Source organism: Nonomuraea sp. NPDC004580 (assembly GCF_040609855.1).
GTDB classification, from domain to species: domain Bacteria; phylum Actinomycetota; class Actinomycetes; order Streptosporangiales; family Streptosporangiaceae; genus Nonomuraea; species Nonomuraea salmonea.
Map to the genome: position 1 here is coordinate 22109 of NZ_JBEXLH010000034.1, position 16100 is coordinate 38208.

A 16100-nucleotide genomic window follows, 5' to 3' on the forward strand; every position below is an offset into this window, starting at 1 on the left:
GGCCGATCAGTAGTTCTTCAGGAACGTGGCGGCGACCGGGGCGGCGACCGCGCCACCGCCGCCCCCGCCCTCGACGACCACCGCGAACGCCACGTCGCCCTTGAAGCCCATGAACCAGGCGTGCGACTCCAGCTTCTCGCCGGTGCCGAACTCGGCCGTGCCGGTCTTGCCGTGGGTGCCCGCGGGCAGGCCGGCCGAGCGGGCGGTGCCCTTGGTCACCACGGCCGACATCATCTGGTGCATCCCCGTCTTCACCTTGGCGGGCAGCTCACGCTCTGACAGCTTCTGCTTCATCGACGGCACCAGCGTCGGCGGGCGCCAGGTGCCGTCGGCGATGGCGGCGGCGACCGAGGCCATCGACAGCGGGCTCGCGGTGATCCTGGCCTGCCCGAACGACTCCGCCGCCAGCTCGGCGTCGGACTGCGCCTTGGGGAAGCTGGCCTTCGTGGCCGGCACGCCGATGGTCAGCGGCTGGTTGAAGCCGACGTCCTCGGCCGCGTCGAGCAGCTTCGCGGCCCCCAGCTTCGACTGCGCGAGCGGCGCGAACGTGGTGTTGCACGAGTGGGCGAAGGAGTCGAGGAACGAGATGGAGCCGAACTCCTCCTTGTCGGAGTTGCGGACCTTCAGGCCGCCGACGGTGGCGTACATGGGGCAGGTGACCTTGTCCTGCGGCGACATGCCGGCGGCGAGCAGCCCGATCGCCGTCACGGCCTTGAACGTCGAGCCGGGCGGGTAGCGGCCGTCGAGCGCCCGGTTGAACCCGCCCACGTTGTTGACCACGGCCAGGATCTCGCCGGTCGACGCCTTGATCGCGACCAGCGAGGTGGGCTTCTTCATCTCCTTGACCGCCGTCACCGCGGCGGCCTGGGCGCGCGGGTCGAGACTGGTCCGCACGGGCTCGCCCTCGGCGCCCTCGATGGTCTTCAGCGTCTTGTCGCCGAGCTTGATCTCGGTCGTGGGCGTGCCGGCCAGCTGCTTCTGGAACGTCGCCTGCAACCCGTGGCTCCCGACCGCCTGGCCGACCTTGTAGGACGAGCCGAGTTTGGCGACGTCCTTCTTCGTCGCCTTGACCAGGTAGCCCACGAGCTGCTGCACCGACCCGCCGACCGTGCCGTCGTCGATGCGCGACCCCTCGGCGTCGGTGATCGCGGCGCGCTCAGGCCAGCGGGTCTTCAGCGAGAACTCGGCGCCGGAGGTCAGCGACGGATGCAGGGTCGAGGGCTTCCAGTCGACCTTCCACGTACGGTCGGCCACCACCAGGTCGATCGTGCCTTCGTAGGTCCACTCACCGATGTTCTTCAGCTCGAGCTCGGCGGTGTAGGGGACGCTGGCCCGGCCGTCGCCCTCGGTGACCCGGCCCAGCTCGATCGCGGTGGACTCGACGGCGAGCGCGCTGCGCTGCTGGTCGTATGCGGTGAGCGGCTGGCTTTTGGCCAGCTCTTTGGTCATCGCGCCCTTGTCGCCCGCCTGCCACGCCGCGGCGAACCGCTGCGCGGTCTCGGCCGGAGTGCCGCGGGTGTGCAGCACGTAGTAGGCGCCCCCGGCCGCGGCCCCCACCGCGAGCACCGACGCCACGGACACGATCGCGATGGTACGGCCCCGCGCCACTGATCAGCCCCCTGCTCCTCGACGACAACTTCCGAGACTAGCGGGAGCTCCCAATCAGGACATACCATTCTCGGCTTTGACGCTGGCCGCGTACTTCGGGACGTACTCCTGGCCGGAGAGCTCCTGGATGGCGGCCATGATCTCGTCGGTGACCCGGCGCCGGTCCTGCGCCTTGGTGTGGTCGCCGGTGAAGCGCAGGGGAGCGCCGATGGCGATGCCGATGGGCGCGGGCCGCGGCACCTTCGCGCCGAGCGGCAGCACCTTCTCGGTGCCGCTGAGCGCCACGGGCAGCACCGGGGCGCCGGTGCGCAGCGCCAGCCAGGCCACGCCGATCTTGCCGCGGTAGAGGCGGCCGTCGGGGGAGCGGGTGCCCTCGGGATGGATGCCGAACAGCTCGCCCCGCTCCAGCAGCGCGGCGGCCTCCTCCAGCATGGCCTGCGCGGCGTGCGCGCTCTCCCGGTCGATCGGCAGGCTGCGGCCCAGGCGCATGAAGAAGCCCGAGACGGGGTTGCCGGAGAAGTATTCGTTCTTGGCCGTGAACGTCACGTGCCGTGGCAGCAGCGCGGGCAGCAGGAACGAGTCGAGCACCGACAGGTGGTTGGCGGCCAGGATCGCCGGTCCGGTGCGCGGCACGTGGGCGGCGCCGGAGATGTGCGGACGGCACATCGCATGGACGAGTGGCGTCGAGGCGAACTTGGCCACGTGGTATAGCAACGAGCTCTCCTGATGATCGGGCTGACGGCCACCCCACAATAAAGCAGGCGCCCCGCGGGTGCTGCGAGGCGCCTGGGAAAGCTGTTAGGCCGATGTGGCGGTCGCCTCCTCGGCGAGGTGCACAACACGGCTCCAGCCGAACGGTATTCCGTGAAGGCGGTAATTTGCGGCCCGGGGGACACAAACCACATCGGCAATCTTGAGTTAAGCACACCAGGGGGCCCTAAAGGTAATCGTGGCGCGCTCTTGGGCCCCAGTTGGGAGGGGTTCCCGAGGGCCTGACCAGGCACTCCGTACCGTCCTGAATGGCCCGGAATTGGGCGGTGTGCGAAGATCGGTCAGGTGCGGGTCCAGCGGGGCTGGGCGACGTCGAAGACGCGCTGCTCACGGCCCCGCAGCGCCACCTCGGCGAACTGCCACAGGATCGCCCCCGTCGGCGCGTGGATCACGATGGACGGCCCCAGCGGCATCTGCAGCAGGTCGCCCCGCCAGCGCGGCACCCCCGGCGCGAGGAACCGCTCCAAGGGGACGGCGTGCACCGACGCCACCTCCCGGGGATCGCCCACCGGCTCCTGCCGCCCGCCGAACGCCACCACCGGCGTGATCACGAACCCCGAGTCGGTGACGAAGTCGTCGAGCAGCCCGGCCACCTCGACCCCAGTGACGCCGGTCTCCTCGGCCAGCTCGCGCAGCGCCGCCGCCTCGGGCCGCTCGCCGTCGTCGGCCCGCCCGCCGGGCAGCGCCCACTGGCCGGCGTTGCGCCCGGCCGCCGCACGGCGGATCACCACGACGTACGGGCTGCGGCGGGCGTCCTCCAGCACGCACACCGTGACCCCGGCCCTGCGCAGCCCGTCGGCCGCCGGGACCTCCCGCCGCCTGAAGGCGGCCAGCCGGGCGGTGACCTGCGGACGCAGCTCGTCGATGGACGGAAGCATCCGTCAAGGATCTCACGCCACACGGTGCCTGTTACGGCGCCCGGACCGGGTCAGGTGGTGGTCATGAGGAGGCCGAGCAGGGTGCCGATCAGCATGGCCGCGCCCGCCGCGGTGGCGGCCCACCGGCCGAGCGGCTCGCCGCGGGTGTGCCCGACGATGCCGAGCACCACCCCGGCCAGTCCGAACAGGATGGGGATGAACAGCAGGGCCATGGCCGCACAGGCGAACCCGATGATGGACAGCATCTGGTCGCCGGCGCGGGGCCGGGCGTCGGGGGGAGTGCGCGGAGCGCCGTCGGGCGGGTCATGAGGTGAGGTCATGGGCCGGCTTCTTTCGAGGCGGTGACGGTTTGTTCGTTCCCGGCATCCGCCCATCTCAAGCCGTGAGTTGCGGAGGGAGCGGGCGGGCGTGCAGGACGTCGAGGCGGGAGACGGCGCGGGTGAGTGCGACGTACAGGCGGTTGAGCCCCCGCCGCTCGGCCTCGGCGATGGCGGCCGGCTCCGCGACGACGACGTGGTCGTACTCCAGGCCCTTGCACAGGGTGGCGGGCATGACGCTGAGGCGCTCGCTCACGTCGAGGCCCTCGTCCCTGAGCGCCGCCGTGAGGGCGGGGACGTCGGCGTCGGCGGCGATGACCCCGATCGACCCCTCGAACGTCATGGCCTCGCGCACCGCGGCGACCACCCCCTTGCCCAGGCCGGTGACGGGGGTGACGCGCAGCCGCCCGTCCGAGCGGTACGAGCGCGTCTCGGGCACCCGCACCTCCAGCGCGGCCAGCAGCCTGTTGGCGAGGTTCACCACGGCGGCCGGCACCCGGAAGCCGGTGGTCAGCGCGACGACCTGGCCGTCCGGCTTGCCGAGCAGGGCCAGGCGGTCCTCCCACGAGGTGGCCGCCCACGGGGTGGTGCCCTGGGCCAGGTCGCCCAGCACGGTGAGCGAGCCGTGCTCGCTGCGCCTGGCGACGGCCCTGCACTCCATCGGCGACAGGTCCTGTGTCTCGTCCACGATGACATGGCCGTAGCCGCGCGGCCGGTCGATGAGGCCGGCGATCTCGTCGAGCAGCACGAGGTCGGCCGCCGACCACTTCGCGCTCTTCACGCTCCGGGGCGGCCTGGCCCAGGTGAGCGCCTCGCGTTCGGCGTCGGTGAGCAGGCCGCGGGCGGGATCGGGGGCGGGATCGGGGGCGGGATCGGAGGCGTCGCCGGTGGGGCCGCGCAGGACCTCGAACAGGACCTGGACGGGTTTGACGGCCGGCCAGACGGTGTCGAGCCAGGTCGTGACGGCGCGGCCGATCTTGCGCAGCCAGGCGGCGTTCGGGGTGGCGCCGCGCGACTCGGCCTGCCTGCGGATGGCCTCCACGACGCGGGCGCGCACGCGTTCGCGGCCGACCGCGTACGGCAGGGACGCGCGGCGGGTGTCGTCCACGATGCGGCGCAGCTCGTCCTCGTAGACCCGCCAGCGGTAGGAGCCGTCGGGGACGGCGACCGGCTCGACCGGCTTGCCGATGCGCCCGTAGAGCGCCCTGCGCAGCACCTCGGCCATGCGGGCGTCGTGCTTGACGGCGGCCGTGGCGGGGGCGTCGGCGGCGGTGACGGGGACGGTGGCGAGCAGCCGTTCGAGGGTGGTCTGCTCGACGTCCATCTCGCCGAGTGCGGGCAGCACGGCGGAGATGTAGCCGAGGAAGGCGCGGTTGGGGCCGAGGACGAGCACGCCCGATCGTTCGAGCCTGCGGCGGTGGGCGTAGAGCAGGTACGCGGCGCGGTGCAGGCCGACGGCGGTCTTTCCGGTGCCCGGCGCGCCCTGGACGCAGAGCGAGGTGTCGAGGCCGGCGCGGACGAGGTCGTCCTGCTCCGGCTGGATGGTGGCGACGATGTCGCGCATGGGGCCCACGCGGGGGCGTTCGATCTCGGCGGCGAGGATCCGGCTCTCGCCCTCCTCGCCCTGGCCGAGCCGCTCGTCCTCGAAGCTCGTCAGGGTGGTGCCGGACCAGCCGAAGCGGCGGCGTACGGCGACGCCCTGCGGGTCGCGGGCGCTTGCCCGGTAGAAGGCCCGCGCGACCGGCGCGCGCCAGTCGACCACGACGGGCGTCCCGCCGTGCTCGCCCGCGATGTGCCGGCGGCCGATGTGGTACGCGCGTCCCCGGTGCTCGCCTGCGTCATGGCCGAAGTCGAGCCGGCCGAAGAACGGCGGACCCTCAGGCGCCTCGCTCAGCTCCTTGGCCAGGCTCTTGAGGTGGCGTCCCAGCCGTTCCGCGCTGTAACGGTCGCCGGCCACGCTCTCACCGACGATCACGTTGTCCCGCGCGTCCTGAAGCATCCTGCGCAGGCCGTCCTTGCAGCGTTCGACGTACGCGCGCTCCTCGTCGAGCGTCGCCATCACACCTCCCAAAGTGTTAACTCGGTTAAGATATTAACCAGGTTAACACTTTGCTAGGGTGGGGCTTCATGACGGGACTGCGGGAGCTGCAGCGGCAGCGGGTGCGCGAGGCCATCTCCTCGGCCGCCATCACGCTCTTCCTGGAGCGCGGCTTCGACGAGGTGCCCGTGACGGAGGTCGCGGCGGCGGCGGGGGTGTCCAAGCCGACGCTGTTCAAGTACTTCCCGACCAAGGAGGACCTGGTTCTGCACCGCATCGCCGATCACCTGGGGGAGTCCGCGCGCGTCGTGCGCGAGCGGGCCTCGGGGGAGTCGCCCGTGGGGGCGCTGCGCCGGCACTTCCTCGACGGGCTGGCCAGGCGTGATCCGGTGACGGGGCTCAACGACGAGCCCGAGGTGGTGGCGTACCACCGGATGGTCTTCTTCACCGCACCCGGTCTGCTGGCCCGGCTGCACCAGCACATGGCGCGCGACGAGGAGCTGCTCGCCGAGGCGCTGGCCGGGACCTCCGACGAGCTGACCGCGACCCTGCTGGCCGGGCTGCTGGTGTCCACTCAGCGGGTGCTGGCGCGGCGCAACTGGGCGATGCTGGCCGACGGCCGGCCGCTGGCCGAGGTGGAGGCGGAGGCGGTGCGGGCGGCGGAGCGCGCCTTCGCCCTCTTGCCCGCGTGATCGCCGGAAGCTTACTCGCGCGATGCCTGATGAGGGCGACGTTTAAGCAGGTGAGAGGGGGTGTAGTTGATAGTCTGACGACCTCTTGACCGATTGCAGACTTCTGCAAACCGGGACATTCGCGGGGTTGTCCGACGCTCGGAGGGAGTGAGGGTGAGCGGTTCTTTCGCGCGCCAATGCCGTCACAGCGACGATCCGATCGGTAACTCGACGTGATGGTCGAGTTCGGGGGCGGCGGTCGCGCCGCGCGATCCCGCCGCCTGCCCACCGGACTGTTCGGCCGCATGCGGTCCGTGCTGCCACACCGGCCAGGCAGGCTGTTCGGGCGCATGCCGGCGTATCGCGGCGGGGAATCCCCGGTGTTTCGTCGCGTTCGGGCGTTGTTGCCGCGGCGTGGCGATCTGGCGGAGATGCGTCGTCAGCCGCGTACCGACCTGATGGCCGGGTTGACCGTGGCCGTCGTGGCGTTGCCGCTCGCGCTCGGGTTCGGGGTCTCCTCCGGGCTCGGTGCCGCCTCGGGGCTGGCCACGGCCGTGGTCGCCGGGGCGCTGGCCGCGCTGTTCGGCGGGTCCGCGGTGCAGGTGTCGGGAGCGAGCGGCGCGATGACCGTCATCCTCATGCCGATCATGAGCGCCCACGGCGCCACCGGCGTGTTCACCGTCGGCCTGCTGGCCGGTCTGCTGCTCCTCGGGCTCGCCCTGGCGGGGGCCGGCCGCCACGTGGCCATGGTCCCCGCTCCCGTCGTCGCGGGGTTCACCGTCGGCATGGCGTGCGTGATCGCGTTGCAGCAGCTCCCGCACGCGCTGGGCGTGCCCGCGTACCACAGCGACGAGGTGGCGGTGATCGCCTGGCACGCCGTCGCCGGCTTCCTCGCCACGCCGCACTGGTGGGCACTCGGCACCACACTCGCCGTCGCCGTCGTCCTGCTGGCCGGGGCCGCGCTGCGGCCCGCCGTGCCGTTCTCGCTGGTCGCCGTGGCCGCCGTCACCATCGTCGCCGACCTGGCCGGGCTGCCGCTGGCCCGCATCGGCGCCCTGCCCGCCGGGCTGCCGGTGCCCTCGCTCGGCTTCCTCGACCTGGCGGCGCTGCCGTCCCTGCTCGCGCCCGCCGTCGCCGTTGCCGCGCTGGCGGCGCTGGAGTCGCTGCTGTCGGCGACCGTGGCCGACGGCATGACCGGGCGCACCCGCCACGACCCCGACCGCGAGCTGTTCGGCCAGGGCGTCGCCAACCTCGTCGCCCCGATGTTCGGCGGCATGCCGGGCACCGGCGCCACCGTGCGCACCGCCGTCAACGTGCGCTCGGGCGCCAGGTCGCGGCTGGCCGCGCTGGCCCACGCGCTCATCCTGGGCGCCCTCGTCTTCACCGCCGCCGGCCTGGTCGCCCGCATCCCGCTCGCCGCGCTGGCCGGGGTGCTGCTCGCCACGGCCATCCGCATGATCGAGGTCGGCGCCGTACGCGCGATGGTCCGCTCCACCCGCGCCGACGCCGTGGTGCTCGTGCTCACCGCCGTGGCCACGCTGACCCCTCGACACCGTGTGGGCCGTCATCCTCGGGCTGGTCGTGGCCGGGGCGCTGGCACTGCGGGCCATCGCCGGGAACGTCCGCTTCGACCAGGAGCCGCTCCGCCACGACCTGCAGCCGCAGCACACCGTGGAGGAGCACGCCCTGCTGGCCGAGCACATCGTCACCTACCGCATGGAGGGGCCGCTGTTCTTCGCCGCCGCCCACCGCTTCCTGCTGGAGGTGTCGGCGGTGACCGGCGTGTCGGTGGTGGTGCTGCGCATGAGCCGGGTCACCACCATCGACGCCAGCGGCGCGCTCGTGCTGGGTGACGCCGTCGCCCGGCTGGAGCAGCGCGGCATCGCCCGTGTACGTGTCCCGCATCCCCGACGGGCACCACCGGCCGCTCGAGGCGCTCGGCGTGATCGCCCGGCTGCACCAGGCGGGCCGCGTGTTCGCCACCACCGACGAGGCCATCGCGGCCGCCCGCGAACGCCTCCACACCACCGGCATCGTCCCCCGCCTGGCGGGCTGACCGCCCGCACGGCCCGCGTCGGACGATCTCCGGCCGATGTGGTCGGCGGGGGTCCTGGCGGCTCACGCACCCGGTCGCCGGCCGTCCAGGTGGCGGTCTCGGTGCGGGGGCGGGTCAGGCGCGGGGCTGGTAGCGGGTGGCGATGGCGGTGGCGCGGTCGTGGAGGGCGTCCCGCAGCCACTGCGGCTCCAGGGCCTCCGCGCCGGCCGCGAGCTGCCACAGCGCCCAGACGGCGTGCCTGCGGTCCTGGAAGGCCACCTCCAGCCGCAGCCACCCGTCCTCGCCGGTCTCCTCGCCGCGTACGGACAGGGCGGTGCCCACCAGCTCCTCGCGCCGCTCGGGATGCACCCGTACGACCACGCCGACCTGGTCGTCACCATGCCGGAACCGGGTGCTGCGCTCCTGCCACGCCCGGTCCAGGTCCACCCGGTCGGGCCGCTGCGCGGGCTCGGCCAGCTCCTCGACGGCCAGCACCCGCGACAGCCGGTACGTACGGTCCTCCCCGGAGCGGGTCGCCAGCAGGTAGCCCCGCCCGCGCACGGTGACCAGCCCGATCGGGTCCACCGTGCGCCACGACGGCTCCCGGCCGGGCGGCGCGTAGCGCAGGCGCAGCCGTCGCCCGCCGAACACCGCCCGCAGCACCGTCGCCACGACCGCGTCAGGCACCTCGTCGGAGGGCTGGCGGCGCGCGAGCAGGTCGGTCTCCGGCTCGATGAGCAGGCGTTCCGCCGCGCCCGCCGCGGTGTCGCGGTAGCTGTCGGGCAGCGCGTCCACCACCTTGAGCATCGCCGAGGCGAGCGCCGAGCCCAGCCCGAACGCCTGCGCGCCGCGCCGCGACCCGGCGACCAGCAGGGCCAGGGCCTCGTCATGATTCAGGCCGGTCAACTCGGTACGGAAGCCGGGCAGCAGCGCGAAGCCGCCGTGCCGGCCGCGTTCGGCATAGACGGGGACGCCGGCGGCGGACAGCGCCTCGATGTCCCGCAGCACCGTACGCGTGGACACCTCCAGCTCGCGGGCCAGCGCGGCGGCGGACATCCGGCCGTGCTGCCGCAGCAGCAGCACCAGGGAGACCAAGCGGTCGGCACGCACGCCGAAAACCCTACAGAGATACACGACACAAGATGTCGTGATTCGCCGGGAAGCTGATCATTGACGCGAACAACCGTGCCGGCGCTCACCCGCGTCGGCCGATCTTGTAGAAGGAGCTGACTCCACGATGGAACGCACGGCGGTCAACCCGTGGCCGTGGTCGCTGAACCTGGGCTACAACCAGGGCGAGATCGTCTCGGGGGAGACCAGGACGCTGTACTGCTCCGGGCAGACCGCGATGGACGCCGACGGCAAGCCGCAGCACGCCGATGACATGGGCGCGCAGCTCGCGCTCAGCCTCGGCAACCTGGAGGCGGTGCTCGCCGAGGCCGGCATGTCGCTGGCGGACGTCGTCCGGCTGAACGTCTACACCACCGACGTCGACCGCCTCTTCGAGCACTACGGCGTCCTGGCGGGCAGGCTCGGCGCCGCGGGCGTGGCACCGGCCACCACGATGCTCGGCGTGACCCGCCTGGCCCTCCCCGGCCTCCTGGTCGAACTGGAGGCCACCGCCGTCTCCTGACACCTCCCGCGCCCGCCCCGGCGGGCGCGCCTTCGGCCGCCCCCAGCCACCCGACCCGTCCAGGGGGAAAGCGGCCGAGGCCGGGCCCCGGTTCAGGCCAGGGGGCGGGGTTTGGGGAGATTGAGGCGGTCGACGGCTTCGCGGCGGGTGCGCTCGGGGCGGCGGTCGTAGCGGGCCGTGGTCGCGGGGCTGGCGTGGCCGACCAGGGCCTGGGCGGTGGCGAGGTCGACGCCGGCGTCCAGCAACTCGCCGATGAACGTGCGGCGGAAGTCGTGCGGCGTACGGCGAGCCGCGCCGGCCGCCCCGAACCGGCGGGTCAGGATGTCGGAGATGCCCTGCCCGGTCAGCCCCACCGGCCGCCCGTCGCGCATCCGCAGCCGCCCGGCGGTGCTGATCGGGCTGAACAGCGCTCCCGGCGCGGTGCCGCGCACCGCCAGCCACCGCTCCACCAGCCCGATCGCGTCGGCGGTCAGGTAGACCAGGCGCTCCTTGTCGCGCTTGCCCCGCACCCGCAGCGAGCGGGCGCCCGGGTCGTAGTCGGCCAGCGACAGCCCGCCCAGCTCGGCGCGGCGGCACCCGGTCGAGTAGAGCACCGCGATCAGCGCCGCGTCGCGCTTGCCGGCGGGAGAGTCGTCGCACGCCGCCAGCGCCGCCCCCACCACCTCGGGCGGCACGTGGTGCCCGGCGGGCAGCCGGCTCTGTCGTACCGGGGCCAGGTCGGAGGCGCGCGCCAGGTCCTCGGCGCTGGTCTGCCCGAGCCGCCACGCCTCCTTCAGCACCCGGCGCAGCGCCACCAGGTGCTTGTTGACGTAAGCCGCCGACCAGCCCTGATCGGTGAGCATCGTACGGATGCGCACGGTGTGCTCGTACCGCAGCAGATGCCACGGCTGGCCCGCGCCCGTGGCGTGCTCGTCGCCGGTCAGCATGCGGGCCAGCCGGTCGAGGCAGCCGCGCATCGTGCGGCGCGACTCGGGGCTGGTCAGGGAGTCGAGATAGACGTGGTACGGGTCGCGCGCCGGCTCGACCGGCGGCGCCCCCGCGGCGGATACGGCGGGCAGGCTCACCCGGACGATCTTAGAAGGGTCCGGTCAGCTCGCCCAGCTTGTCGGTCAGGCCGAGGTTCGCCGAGTAGTCGACGGGCACCGCGATCACCGACACCACGTCGTCGGCCAGCGCCTTGCGCAGCGTCGGCAGCAGCTCGTCCGCGCTGGAGATCCGGTAGCCGCGGGCGCCGAAGCTCTCGGCGTACTTGACGAAGTCGGGGTTGCCGAAGGCCACATGGGAGTCGCGGCCCAGCTCGAGGTCCATCTTCCACTCGATGAGCCCGTACGCGCCGTCCTCCCACACCAGCACCACGAACGGGATGCGCTCGCGCACGGCGGTCTCCAGCTCCTGCGAGTTCATCAGGAACGCCCCGTCGCCGGTCGCCGCCAGCACCTTGCGCCGCGGGTGGGCCAGCTTGGCGGCCAGCGCGCCCGGCACCGAGAACCCCATCGACGACAGCCCGTTGGAGACCAGCATCGTGTTCGGCTCGTACGTCGGGTACATGCGAGCCATCCACATCTTCACCGCGCCCGTGTCGGCCAGCACGATGTCCTCGCGGCCCATGGCCTCGCGGACGTCGCTCACCACGCGGCGGGGCGACAGCGGGAACCCGTTCTCCTCGCGCCCCTGCTCCAGCTCCTCGCGCAGCATGCGGCGGATCTTCTCGCCGGTGCCGTTCATGGTGAAGCGGCGGCGGACGGCGTCGCCGAGCGCGTGCAGCGAGCGGGCGATGTCGCCGTGCACGCCGACCGCCACCGGGTAGTGGTCGTCCACCTCGGCGGGGAACCGGTGCACATGGATGATCTTCTTGTCGCGGGCCGGGTTGATCTTGACCGGGTCGAACTCCTGCAGCTCGTAGCCGACCGTGATGAGCACGTCGGCCTCGTCGAAGCCGAAGTTCACGTAGTCGTGGCGCATGAAGCCGACCGCTCCAAGCGCGTGGCGGTGGTCGTCGGGGAAGACGCCCTTGCCGTTGAACGTCGTCGCCACCGGCAGCCCCAGCTTCTCCGAGAACCGCACCAGCGCGTCGGACGCGCCCGCCCTGGTGGCGCCGTGGCCTGCCAGCACGATCGGGCGGCGCGCGGTGGCGAGGATCTCGGCGGCGCGGGCGACCTGCGAAGGCGAGGGGTCCTGGGGGCGTACGACGTTGAGCGGCAGCGGCGCGAGCCCCTCGGGCAGCGGCGCAGACTCGACGTCCTCGGGGATGGCCAGGTAGACGGCGCCAGGCCGCTCGGTCTGCGCGGTCTTGAACGCCTTGCGGATCAGCTCGGGCAGCGCCTGGGGCGACGGCGCCAGCTCCGACCACTTCGTGATCGGCCTGAACAGCGACACCAGGTCCACCACCTGGTGCGACTCCTTGTAGATGCGGTCGAGCCCCACCTGCGCCGTGATCGCCACCACCGGCGTGCTGTTGGTCGTGGCGTCGGCCACGCCGAGCTGCAGGTTGATCGCGCCGGGGCCGAGCGTGGCCGAGGCGACGCCGGCCTTGCCGGTCAGCCTGCCGTAGATCTCCGCCATGAACGCCGCGCCCTGCTCGTGGCGGACGAGGACATAGCGGATGGAGGAGTCATTGAGCGCGTCGACGAAATGGATGTTCTCCTCGCCCGGGATGCCGAAGACGTATTCGACGCCCTCCGCCTCCAGAGCCTGCACGATGAGCTGGGCCGCCGTCCGTTGCGTGGCCTGCGCTGACATGCGAAACGCCTTCTTTCCTCTGTGACTGCACCCGTCACAGCACGCCTCGCCCCCGGTTCATTCCGCGCCCTCCGGCCGGGCCTGTGACCGGCCGTCATGGCATTGACGGTGCCTGGAACCCGCTTCTCACCGGGGAGCACAGTGGAGCCATGACGACGACTCACCTCGGTACGCGCCGGCTCGGCCGTACCGGTCCCACGCTGTCGGTCAAGTTCGGCGGCATGCGCGACCCGTCCGGGCAGCTGAGCGGCACCGTCGCGGGCATCCGGGCCGGCTCGCCGCGCTTCCAGGGCGCCAACCTCGACCACAACGCCGCCCTCGCCGGCCGCCTCCAGGACCTGGCCGCCGCCAAGGGCGTCTCCGTCGCGCAGCTCGCCATCGCCTGGGTCGCCGCGCAGGGCGACGACATCGTCCCCATCGTCGGTTCCCGAACCCCGGACCAGGTCACCACCATGATCGGCGCCGACGCGGTGTCGTTCACCGCCGAGGACCTCGCGCGGATCGAAGACCTCGTCCCCCGCGACGCCGCCAAGGGCGACCGCTACCCCACAGCCCTCATGGCCGCCCTGGACAGCGAACGCCGGAACCCGAACTGACCCGCCTCAGGCGGCTGGGCGCTCGGCCTTGGGGCGGCGGCGGAGGGTGGCGTCCGTGAGGGCGGGTGGGGGGTGGGCGACGTCGATGGGGCCGAGGTCGGTGCCTGGGGGGACGATCTCGTCGATGCGGTCGAGCAGGTCGTCGTCCAGGGTGACCGAGGCGCCGGCCAGGAGGTCGTCGAGTTGCTCCATCGTCCGGGGGCCGATGATCGCCGAGCTGACCCCGGGGTGGGCGATCGCGAACGCCATCGCCAGGTGCGTCAGCGACAGCCCGGCCTCCTCGGAGAGCGGGATGAGCCGCTCGACGGCGTCGAGCTTGCGCTCGTCGGTCATGTGCCGGGGCACCCAGTGCAGCCGCGCCCCCGAAGGCCCGATACCGCCCTTGCGGTAGCGGCCGGTGAGCAGGCCCATCGCGAGCGGGCTCCACACCAGCGCCCCCATGCCGTGGCGGCGGCACGCGGGCAGCACCTCGCGCTCGATGCCGCGGTTGAGGATGGAGTACGTGGCCTGCTCCGTACGCGGCCGGTGCAGCCCGCGCCGCTCCGCCGTCCACTGGGCCTCGACGATCTCCGACGCGGGCGTGTTGGACAGGCCGACCGCCCGCACCTTCCCGGCCCGCACCAGATCCGTCAGAGCGGACAGCGTCTCCTCGATGTCGGTGTCAGGGTCGGGGTGATGGATCTGGTAGAGGTCGATGTGGTCGGTACGCAGCCGCCGCAGCGACTCCTCGACCTCCGCCACGATCCACCGCCGCGAGCTCCCGCCCCGGTTGGGCCCCTCGCCCATGACGCCGTTGACCTTCGTGGCCAGCACGACGCCGGCCCGCCTGCCCTGGAGCGCCTTGCCGACGATCTCCTCGGACTCGCCGCCCGGCCCGTACACGTCGGCGGTGTCGATGACGTTCACGCCCGCGTCCAGCGCCCGGTGGATCATGCGGACGCACGCTTCGTGATCGGGGTTGCCCGTCTGCCCGAACATCATCGTGCCCAGGGCGAAGGGCGAGACCTGGATGCCGGTACGGCCCAGGGGTCGTGTTCTCATCACTCGTGTCCTTCGTTAAGAAGGGCGGCGGGGGGACGCCCGCCGCCCTGGAAGCCGTGGTCAGGAGGGGTTGTAAGGGGGGAGGACGTCCAGCACCCACGTGACGCCGAAGCGGTCCTTCACCATCCCGTAGACCGTGGCCCACTGGGCGGGCCCCAGCGGCTGCACGACGGTGGCGCCGTCGGCGAGCTTCTCCCAGAAGCCGGTGATCTCCTCGACGTCCCCGCCTCTGACCGAGACGAAGAACGGCTTCGCACCCGGCTCGTACGGCAGGTGCCCCGGCACGTCGTAGGCCATCACGCGGAAGCCGTTGCCCGCGCTCACCTGCCCCCACATCACCTGGTCGGCCTCGGCCTCCTCCGTCACGTTCCCGGCGTCCTTGTAGGTGATCACGGCCAGGTCGCCGCCGAACACCGACTGGTAGAAGGTGAGCGCGGCGCGGGCGTCGCCCCGGAAGTTCAGGTGGGTCACAACATCGATGGACATGGACGTTCCTTCGTCGCTCGTTCTTGCTGGTGTGACCACCGTTCCAGGGGTAGCGGACAGGGTGTGGCCGCTACTTACGCCGGAATCCCAGTCGCGTCCGCGCGGGCGGCTCCGCTACGATCCCCGGACCGTTTTGACGCTCGAAGGCCAGGAAACGGACTGTTCGGGGGTCTCTGACCGAAGGTGGGTGTTGTCGCGTGGCGTCACGGATCAGCGAACTGGTGCTCGCGTGCCGCGATCCCGAGCTGCTGGCGCGGTTCTGGTGCGAGGTGCTGGACTTCGTGGTGCTCGACAGGGAGGACGACGGCGCCATCGAGATCGGGCCGCGTGAGGGGTTCGGCGGGGCGCAGCCGACGATCATCCTCAGCCCCCAGGAGGACCTGCCGCCGGCGCACACGTACCGGCTGCACATCGACGTCAACGCCACCGACCGCGATCAGGACGCCGAGCTCGAACGCCTGCTGAAGCTCGGCGCCCGCCGCGCCGACGTGGGCCAGAGCGGCGAGGAGCCGTGGCACGTGCTCGCCGACCCGGAGGGCAACGTCTTCTGCCTGCTCAGGCGCCGTCTCGACCCGCTCTGACGGCTCAGCGGAGTGGCCGGTGACGGCGCTGGTAGGAGTACGCCACCGCGTACGTCAGCGGCCCCCACGCCAGCAGCGGCAGGTAGCAGACGACCAGGATCGCGTGCCCGGTGGCCGACAGGAACGGGAAACCCGAGCCGAGCCCCAGGATCGCGGCCAGCGCCGCGTACCCGCAGAAGAGCGTGATCAGCGTGGCCCCGGTGTAGGCGGCGGCGAGCACGGCGCGCGGGCGCATGCGCCGGCCGCCCACCAGCGGCACCCACCGGGGCGGCACGTCGCCCCAGGGCTTCACCAGCCCGATCGTCAGCAGGGCGGCCAGTTCGCTGACGACGCTGAGGCCGATGATGTACGCGGACTCGCCGGCGGGGATGTGGGGCCGGTCGGCGACGTACCCGATGGGCAGTCCTGTCACCAGGGCGACCCGCCACAGTCCTGAGGGCAAGGTGACGAGGGCGATCGCGTGCGCGGCCCGCACCGCCCAGTGCGGCACCGGGCGGATCGCCGTGGAGGTCATGGTCATGAGGACAGGCTCCCGGGTGCGGCGGCGGTGGCGCCTCCCCCTGCCGGGGGAGCATGGCCGCCCTGCCGGGGGAGCATGGCCGCCCGGGCGGGGGAGGCCGCTGATGCACGGCCGATACACCGCCGACACGGGGCCGAGCGGCAGCCGATGCCGAAAACAGTGCACTTCGCTGGATATCGTGCTTTT

Annotated in this window: 16 protein-coding genes and 2 pseudogenes; 7 read left to right on the forward strand and 11 right to left on the reverse strand. The window is 72.6% G+C overall.

What is annotated here, in order from left to right:
- Nucleotides 1–6: 6 nt before the first annotated feature.
- From ABZW11_RS29110 to ABZW11_RS29130, 5 genes are all read right to left on the reverse strand, one after another.
- The gene (locus tag ABZW11_RS29110) at nt 7–1581 is read right to left on the reverse strand and encodes a penicillin-binding transpeptidase domain-containing protein (RefSeq protein ID WP_355423630.1); all 1575 of its coding nucleotides are present in this window, start codon (nt 1579–1581) and stop codon (nt 7–9) included.
- 81 nt (nt 1582–1662) lie between these two features.
- The gene (locus ABZW11_RS29115) at nt 1663–2322 is read right to left on the reverse strand and encodes a lysophospholipid acyltransferase family protein (RefSeq protein ID WP_355423633.1); all 660 of its coding nucleotides are present in this window, start codon (nt 2320–2322) and stop codon (nt 1663–1665) included.
- Nucleotides 2323–2660: 338 nt separating this feature from the next.
- Nucleotides 2661–3257, reverse strand: a complete 597-nt coding sequence (locus ABZW11_RS29120) for a CoA pyrophosphatase (RefSeq protein ID WP_355423635.1) — start codon at nt 3255–3257, stop codon at nt 2661–2663.
- A gap of 50 nt (nt 3258–3307) precedes the next feature.
- Nucleotides 3308–3577 carry a hypothetical protein gene (locus tag ABZW11_RS29125; protein WP_355423637.1) on the reverse strand — a complete coding sequence of 90 codons (270 nt, stop codon included), beginning with the start codon at nt 3575–3577 and terminating at the stop codon, nt 3308–3310.
- Nucleotides 3578–3632: 55 nt separating this feature from the next.
- Nucleotides 3633–5633 carry an ATP-binding domain-containing protein gene (locus ABZW11_RS29130; protein WP_355423640.1) on the reverse strand — a complete coding sequence of 667 codons (2001 nt, stop codon included), beginning with the start codon at nt 5631–5633 and terminating at the stop codon, nt 3633–3635.
- Nucleotides 5634–5701: 68 nt separating this feature from the next.
- On the opposite strand from ABZW11_RS29130, the gene ABZW11_RS29135 reads away from it, so the two are divergent.
- The 4 genes and pseudogenes from ABZW11_RS29135 (at nt 5702) to ABZW11_RS29150 (ending at nt 8339) form a co-directional block, all read left to right on the forward strand.
- The gene (locus ABZW11_RS29135; RefSeq protein ID WP_355423642.1) at nt 5702–6304 is read left to right on the forward strand and encodes a TetR family transcriptional regulator; all 603 of its coding nucleotides are present in this window, start codon (nt 5702–5704) and stop codon (nt 6302–6304) included.
- 437 nt (nt 6305–6741) lie between these two features.
- A pseudogene (locus ABZW11_RS29140) lies at nt 6742–7749 on the forward strand (SulP family inorganic anion transporter); the annotation flags it as partial.
- A 250-nt stretch (nt 7750–7999) separates the two neighbouring features.
- A pseudogene (locus ABZW11_RS29145) lies at nt 8000–8107 on the forward strand (hypothetical protein); the annotation flags it as partial.
- A 25-nt stretch (nt 8108–8132) separates the two neighbouring features.
- Complete coding sequence (locus ABZW11_RS29150) at nt 8133–8339, forward strand: hypothetical protein (protein WP_355423645.1); 207 nt, start codon at nt 8133–8135, stop codon at nt 8337–8339.
- A 114-nt stretch (nt 8340–8453) separates the two neighbouring features.
- On the opposite strand, the gene ABZW11_RS29155 is transcribed toward ABZW11_RS29150, so the two are convergent.
- Complete coding sequence (locus ABZW11_RS29155) at nt 8454–9428, reverse strand: WYL domain-containing protein (RefSeq protein ID WP_355423648.1); 975 nt, start codon at nt 9426–9428, stop codon at nt 8454–8456.
- A gap of 127 nt (nt 9429–9555) precedes the next feature.
- Here ABZW11_RS29155 and ABZW11_RS29160 point away from each other — a divergent pair, with 127 nt between their 5' ends.
- Nucleotides 9556–9951 carry a RidA family protein gene (locus tag ABZW11_RS29160; protein ID WP_355423651.1) on the forward strand — a complete coding sequence of 132 codons (396 nt, stop codon included), beginning with the start codon at nt 9556–9558 and terminating at the stop codon, nt 9949–9951.
- A 92-nt stretch (nt 9952–10043) separates the two neighbouring features.
- On the opposite strand, the gene ABZW11_RS29165 is transcribed toward ABZW11_RS29160, so the two are convergent.
- Together ABZW11_RS29165 and ABZW11_RS29170 are read right to left on the reverse strand one after the other, a co-directional pair.
- On the reverse strand, nt 10044–11015 hold the full coding sequence (locus ABZW11_RS29165) for a tyrosine-type recombinase/integrase (RefSeq protein WP_355423653.1): 972 nt from the start codon (nt 11013–11015) through the stop codon (nt 10044–10046).
- A gap of 10 nt (nt 11016–11025) precedes the next feature.
- Entirely contained in the window at nt 11026–12690 is a 1665-nt protein-coding gene (locus ABZW11_RS29170; RefSeq protein ID WP_355423656.1) for an acetolactate synthase large subunit, read from the reverse strand.
- Nucleotides 12691–12839: 149 nt separating this feature from the next.
- Between ABZW11_RS29170 and ABZW11_RS29175 the strand changes: the two genes are divergently transcribed.
- A complete protein-coding gene (locus tag ABZW11_RS29175; RefSeq protein WP_355423659.1) occupies nt 12840–13286 on the forward strand; it encodes an aldo/keto reductase in 447 nt (148 codons plus the stop codon).
- A 6-nt stretch (nt 13287–13292) separates the two neighbouring features.
- Here the strand turns inward: ABZW11_RS29175 and ABZW11_RS29180 are convergent, their stop codons facing one another.
- Both ABZW11_RS29180 and ABZW11_RS29185 read right to left on the reverse strand, forming a co-directional pair.
- Nucleotides 13293–14327: an aldo/keto reductase gene (locus ABZW11_RS29180; RefSeq protein WP_355423661.1), complete on the reverse strand. Its 1035-nt coding sequence runs from the start codon at nt 14325–14327 to the stop codon at nt 13293–13295.
- 60 nt (nt 14328–14387) lie between these two features.
- A complete protein-coding gene (locus ABZW11_RS29185; protein ID WP_355423664.1) occupies nt 14388–14813 on the reverse strand; it encodes a VOC family protein in 426 nt (141 codons plus the stop codon).
- A 197-nt stretch (nt 14814–15010) separates the two neighbouring features.
- Here ABZW11_RS29185 and ABZW11_RS29190 point away from each other — a divergent pair, with 197 nt between their 5' ends.
- Nucleotides 15011–15394 carry a VOC family protein gene (locus ABZW11_RS29190; RefSeq protein ID WP_355423667.1) on the forward strand — a complete coding sequence of 128 codons (384 nt, stop codon included), beginning with the start codon at nt 15011–15013 and terminating at the stop codon, nt 15392–15394.
- A 4-nt stretch (nt 15395–15398) separates the two neighbouring features.
- Here ABZW11_RS29190 and ABZW11_RS29195 read toward each other — a convergent pair whose 3' ends face one another.
- A complete protein-coding gene (locus ABZW11_RS29195) occupies nt 15399–15914 on the reverse strand; it encodes a hypothetical protein (protein ID WP_355423670.1) in 516 nt (171 codons plus the stop codon).
- Between the last annotated feature and the right edge of the window lie 186 nt (nt 15915–16100).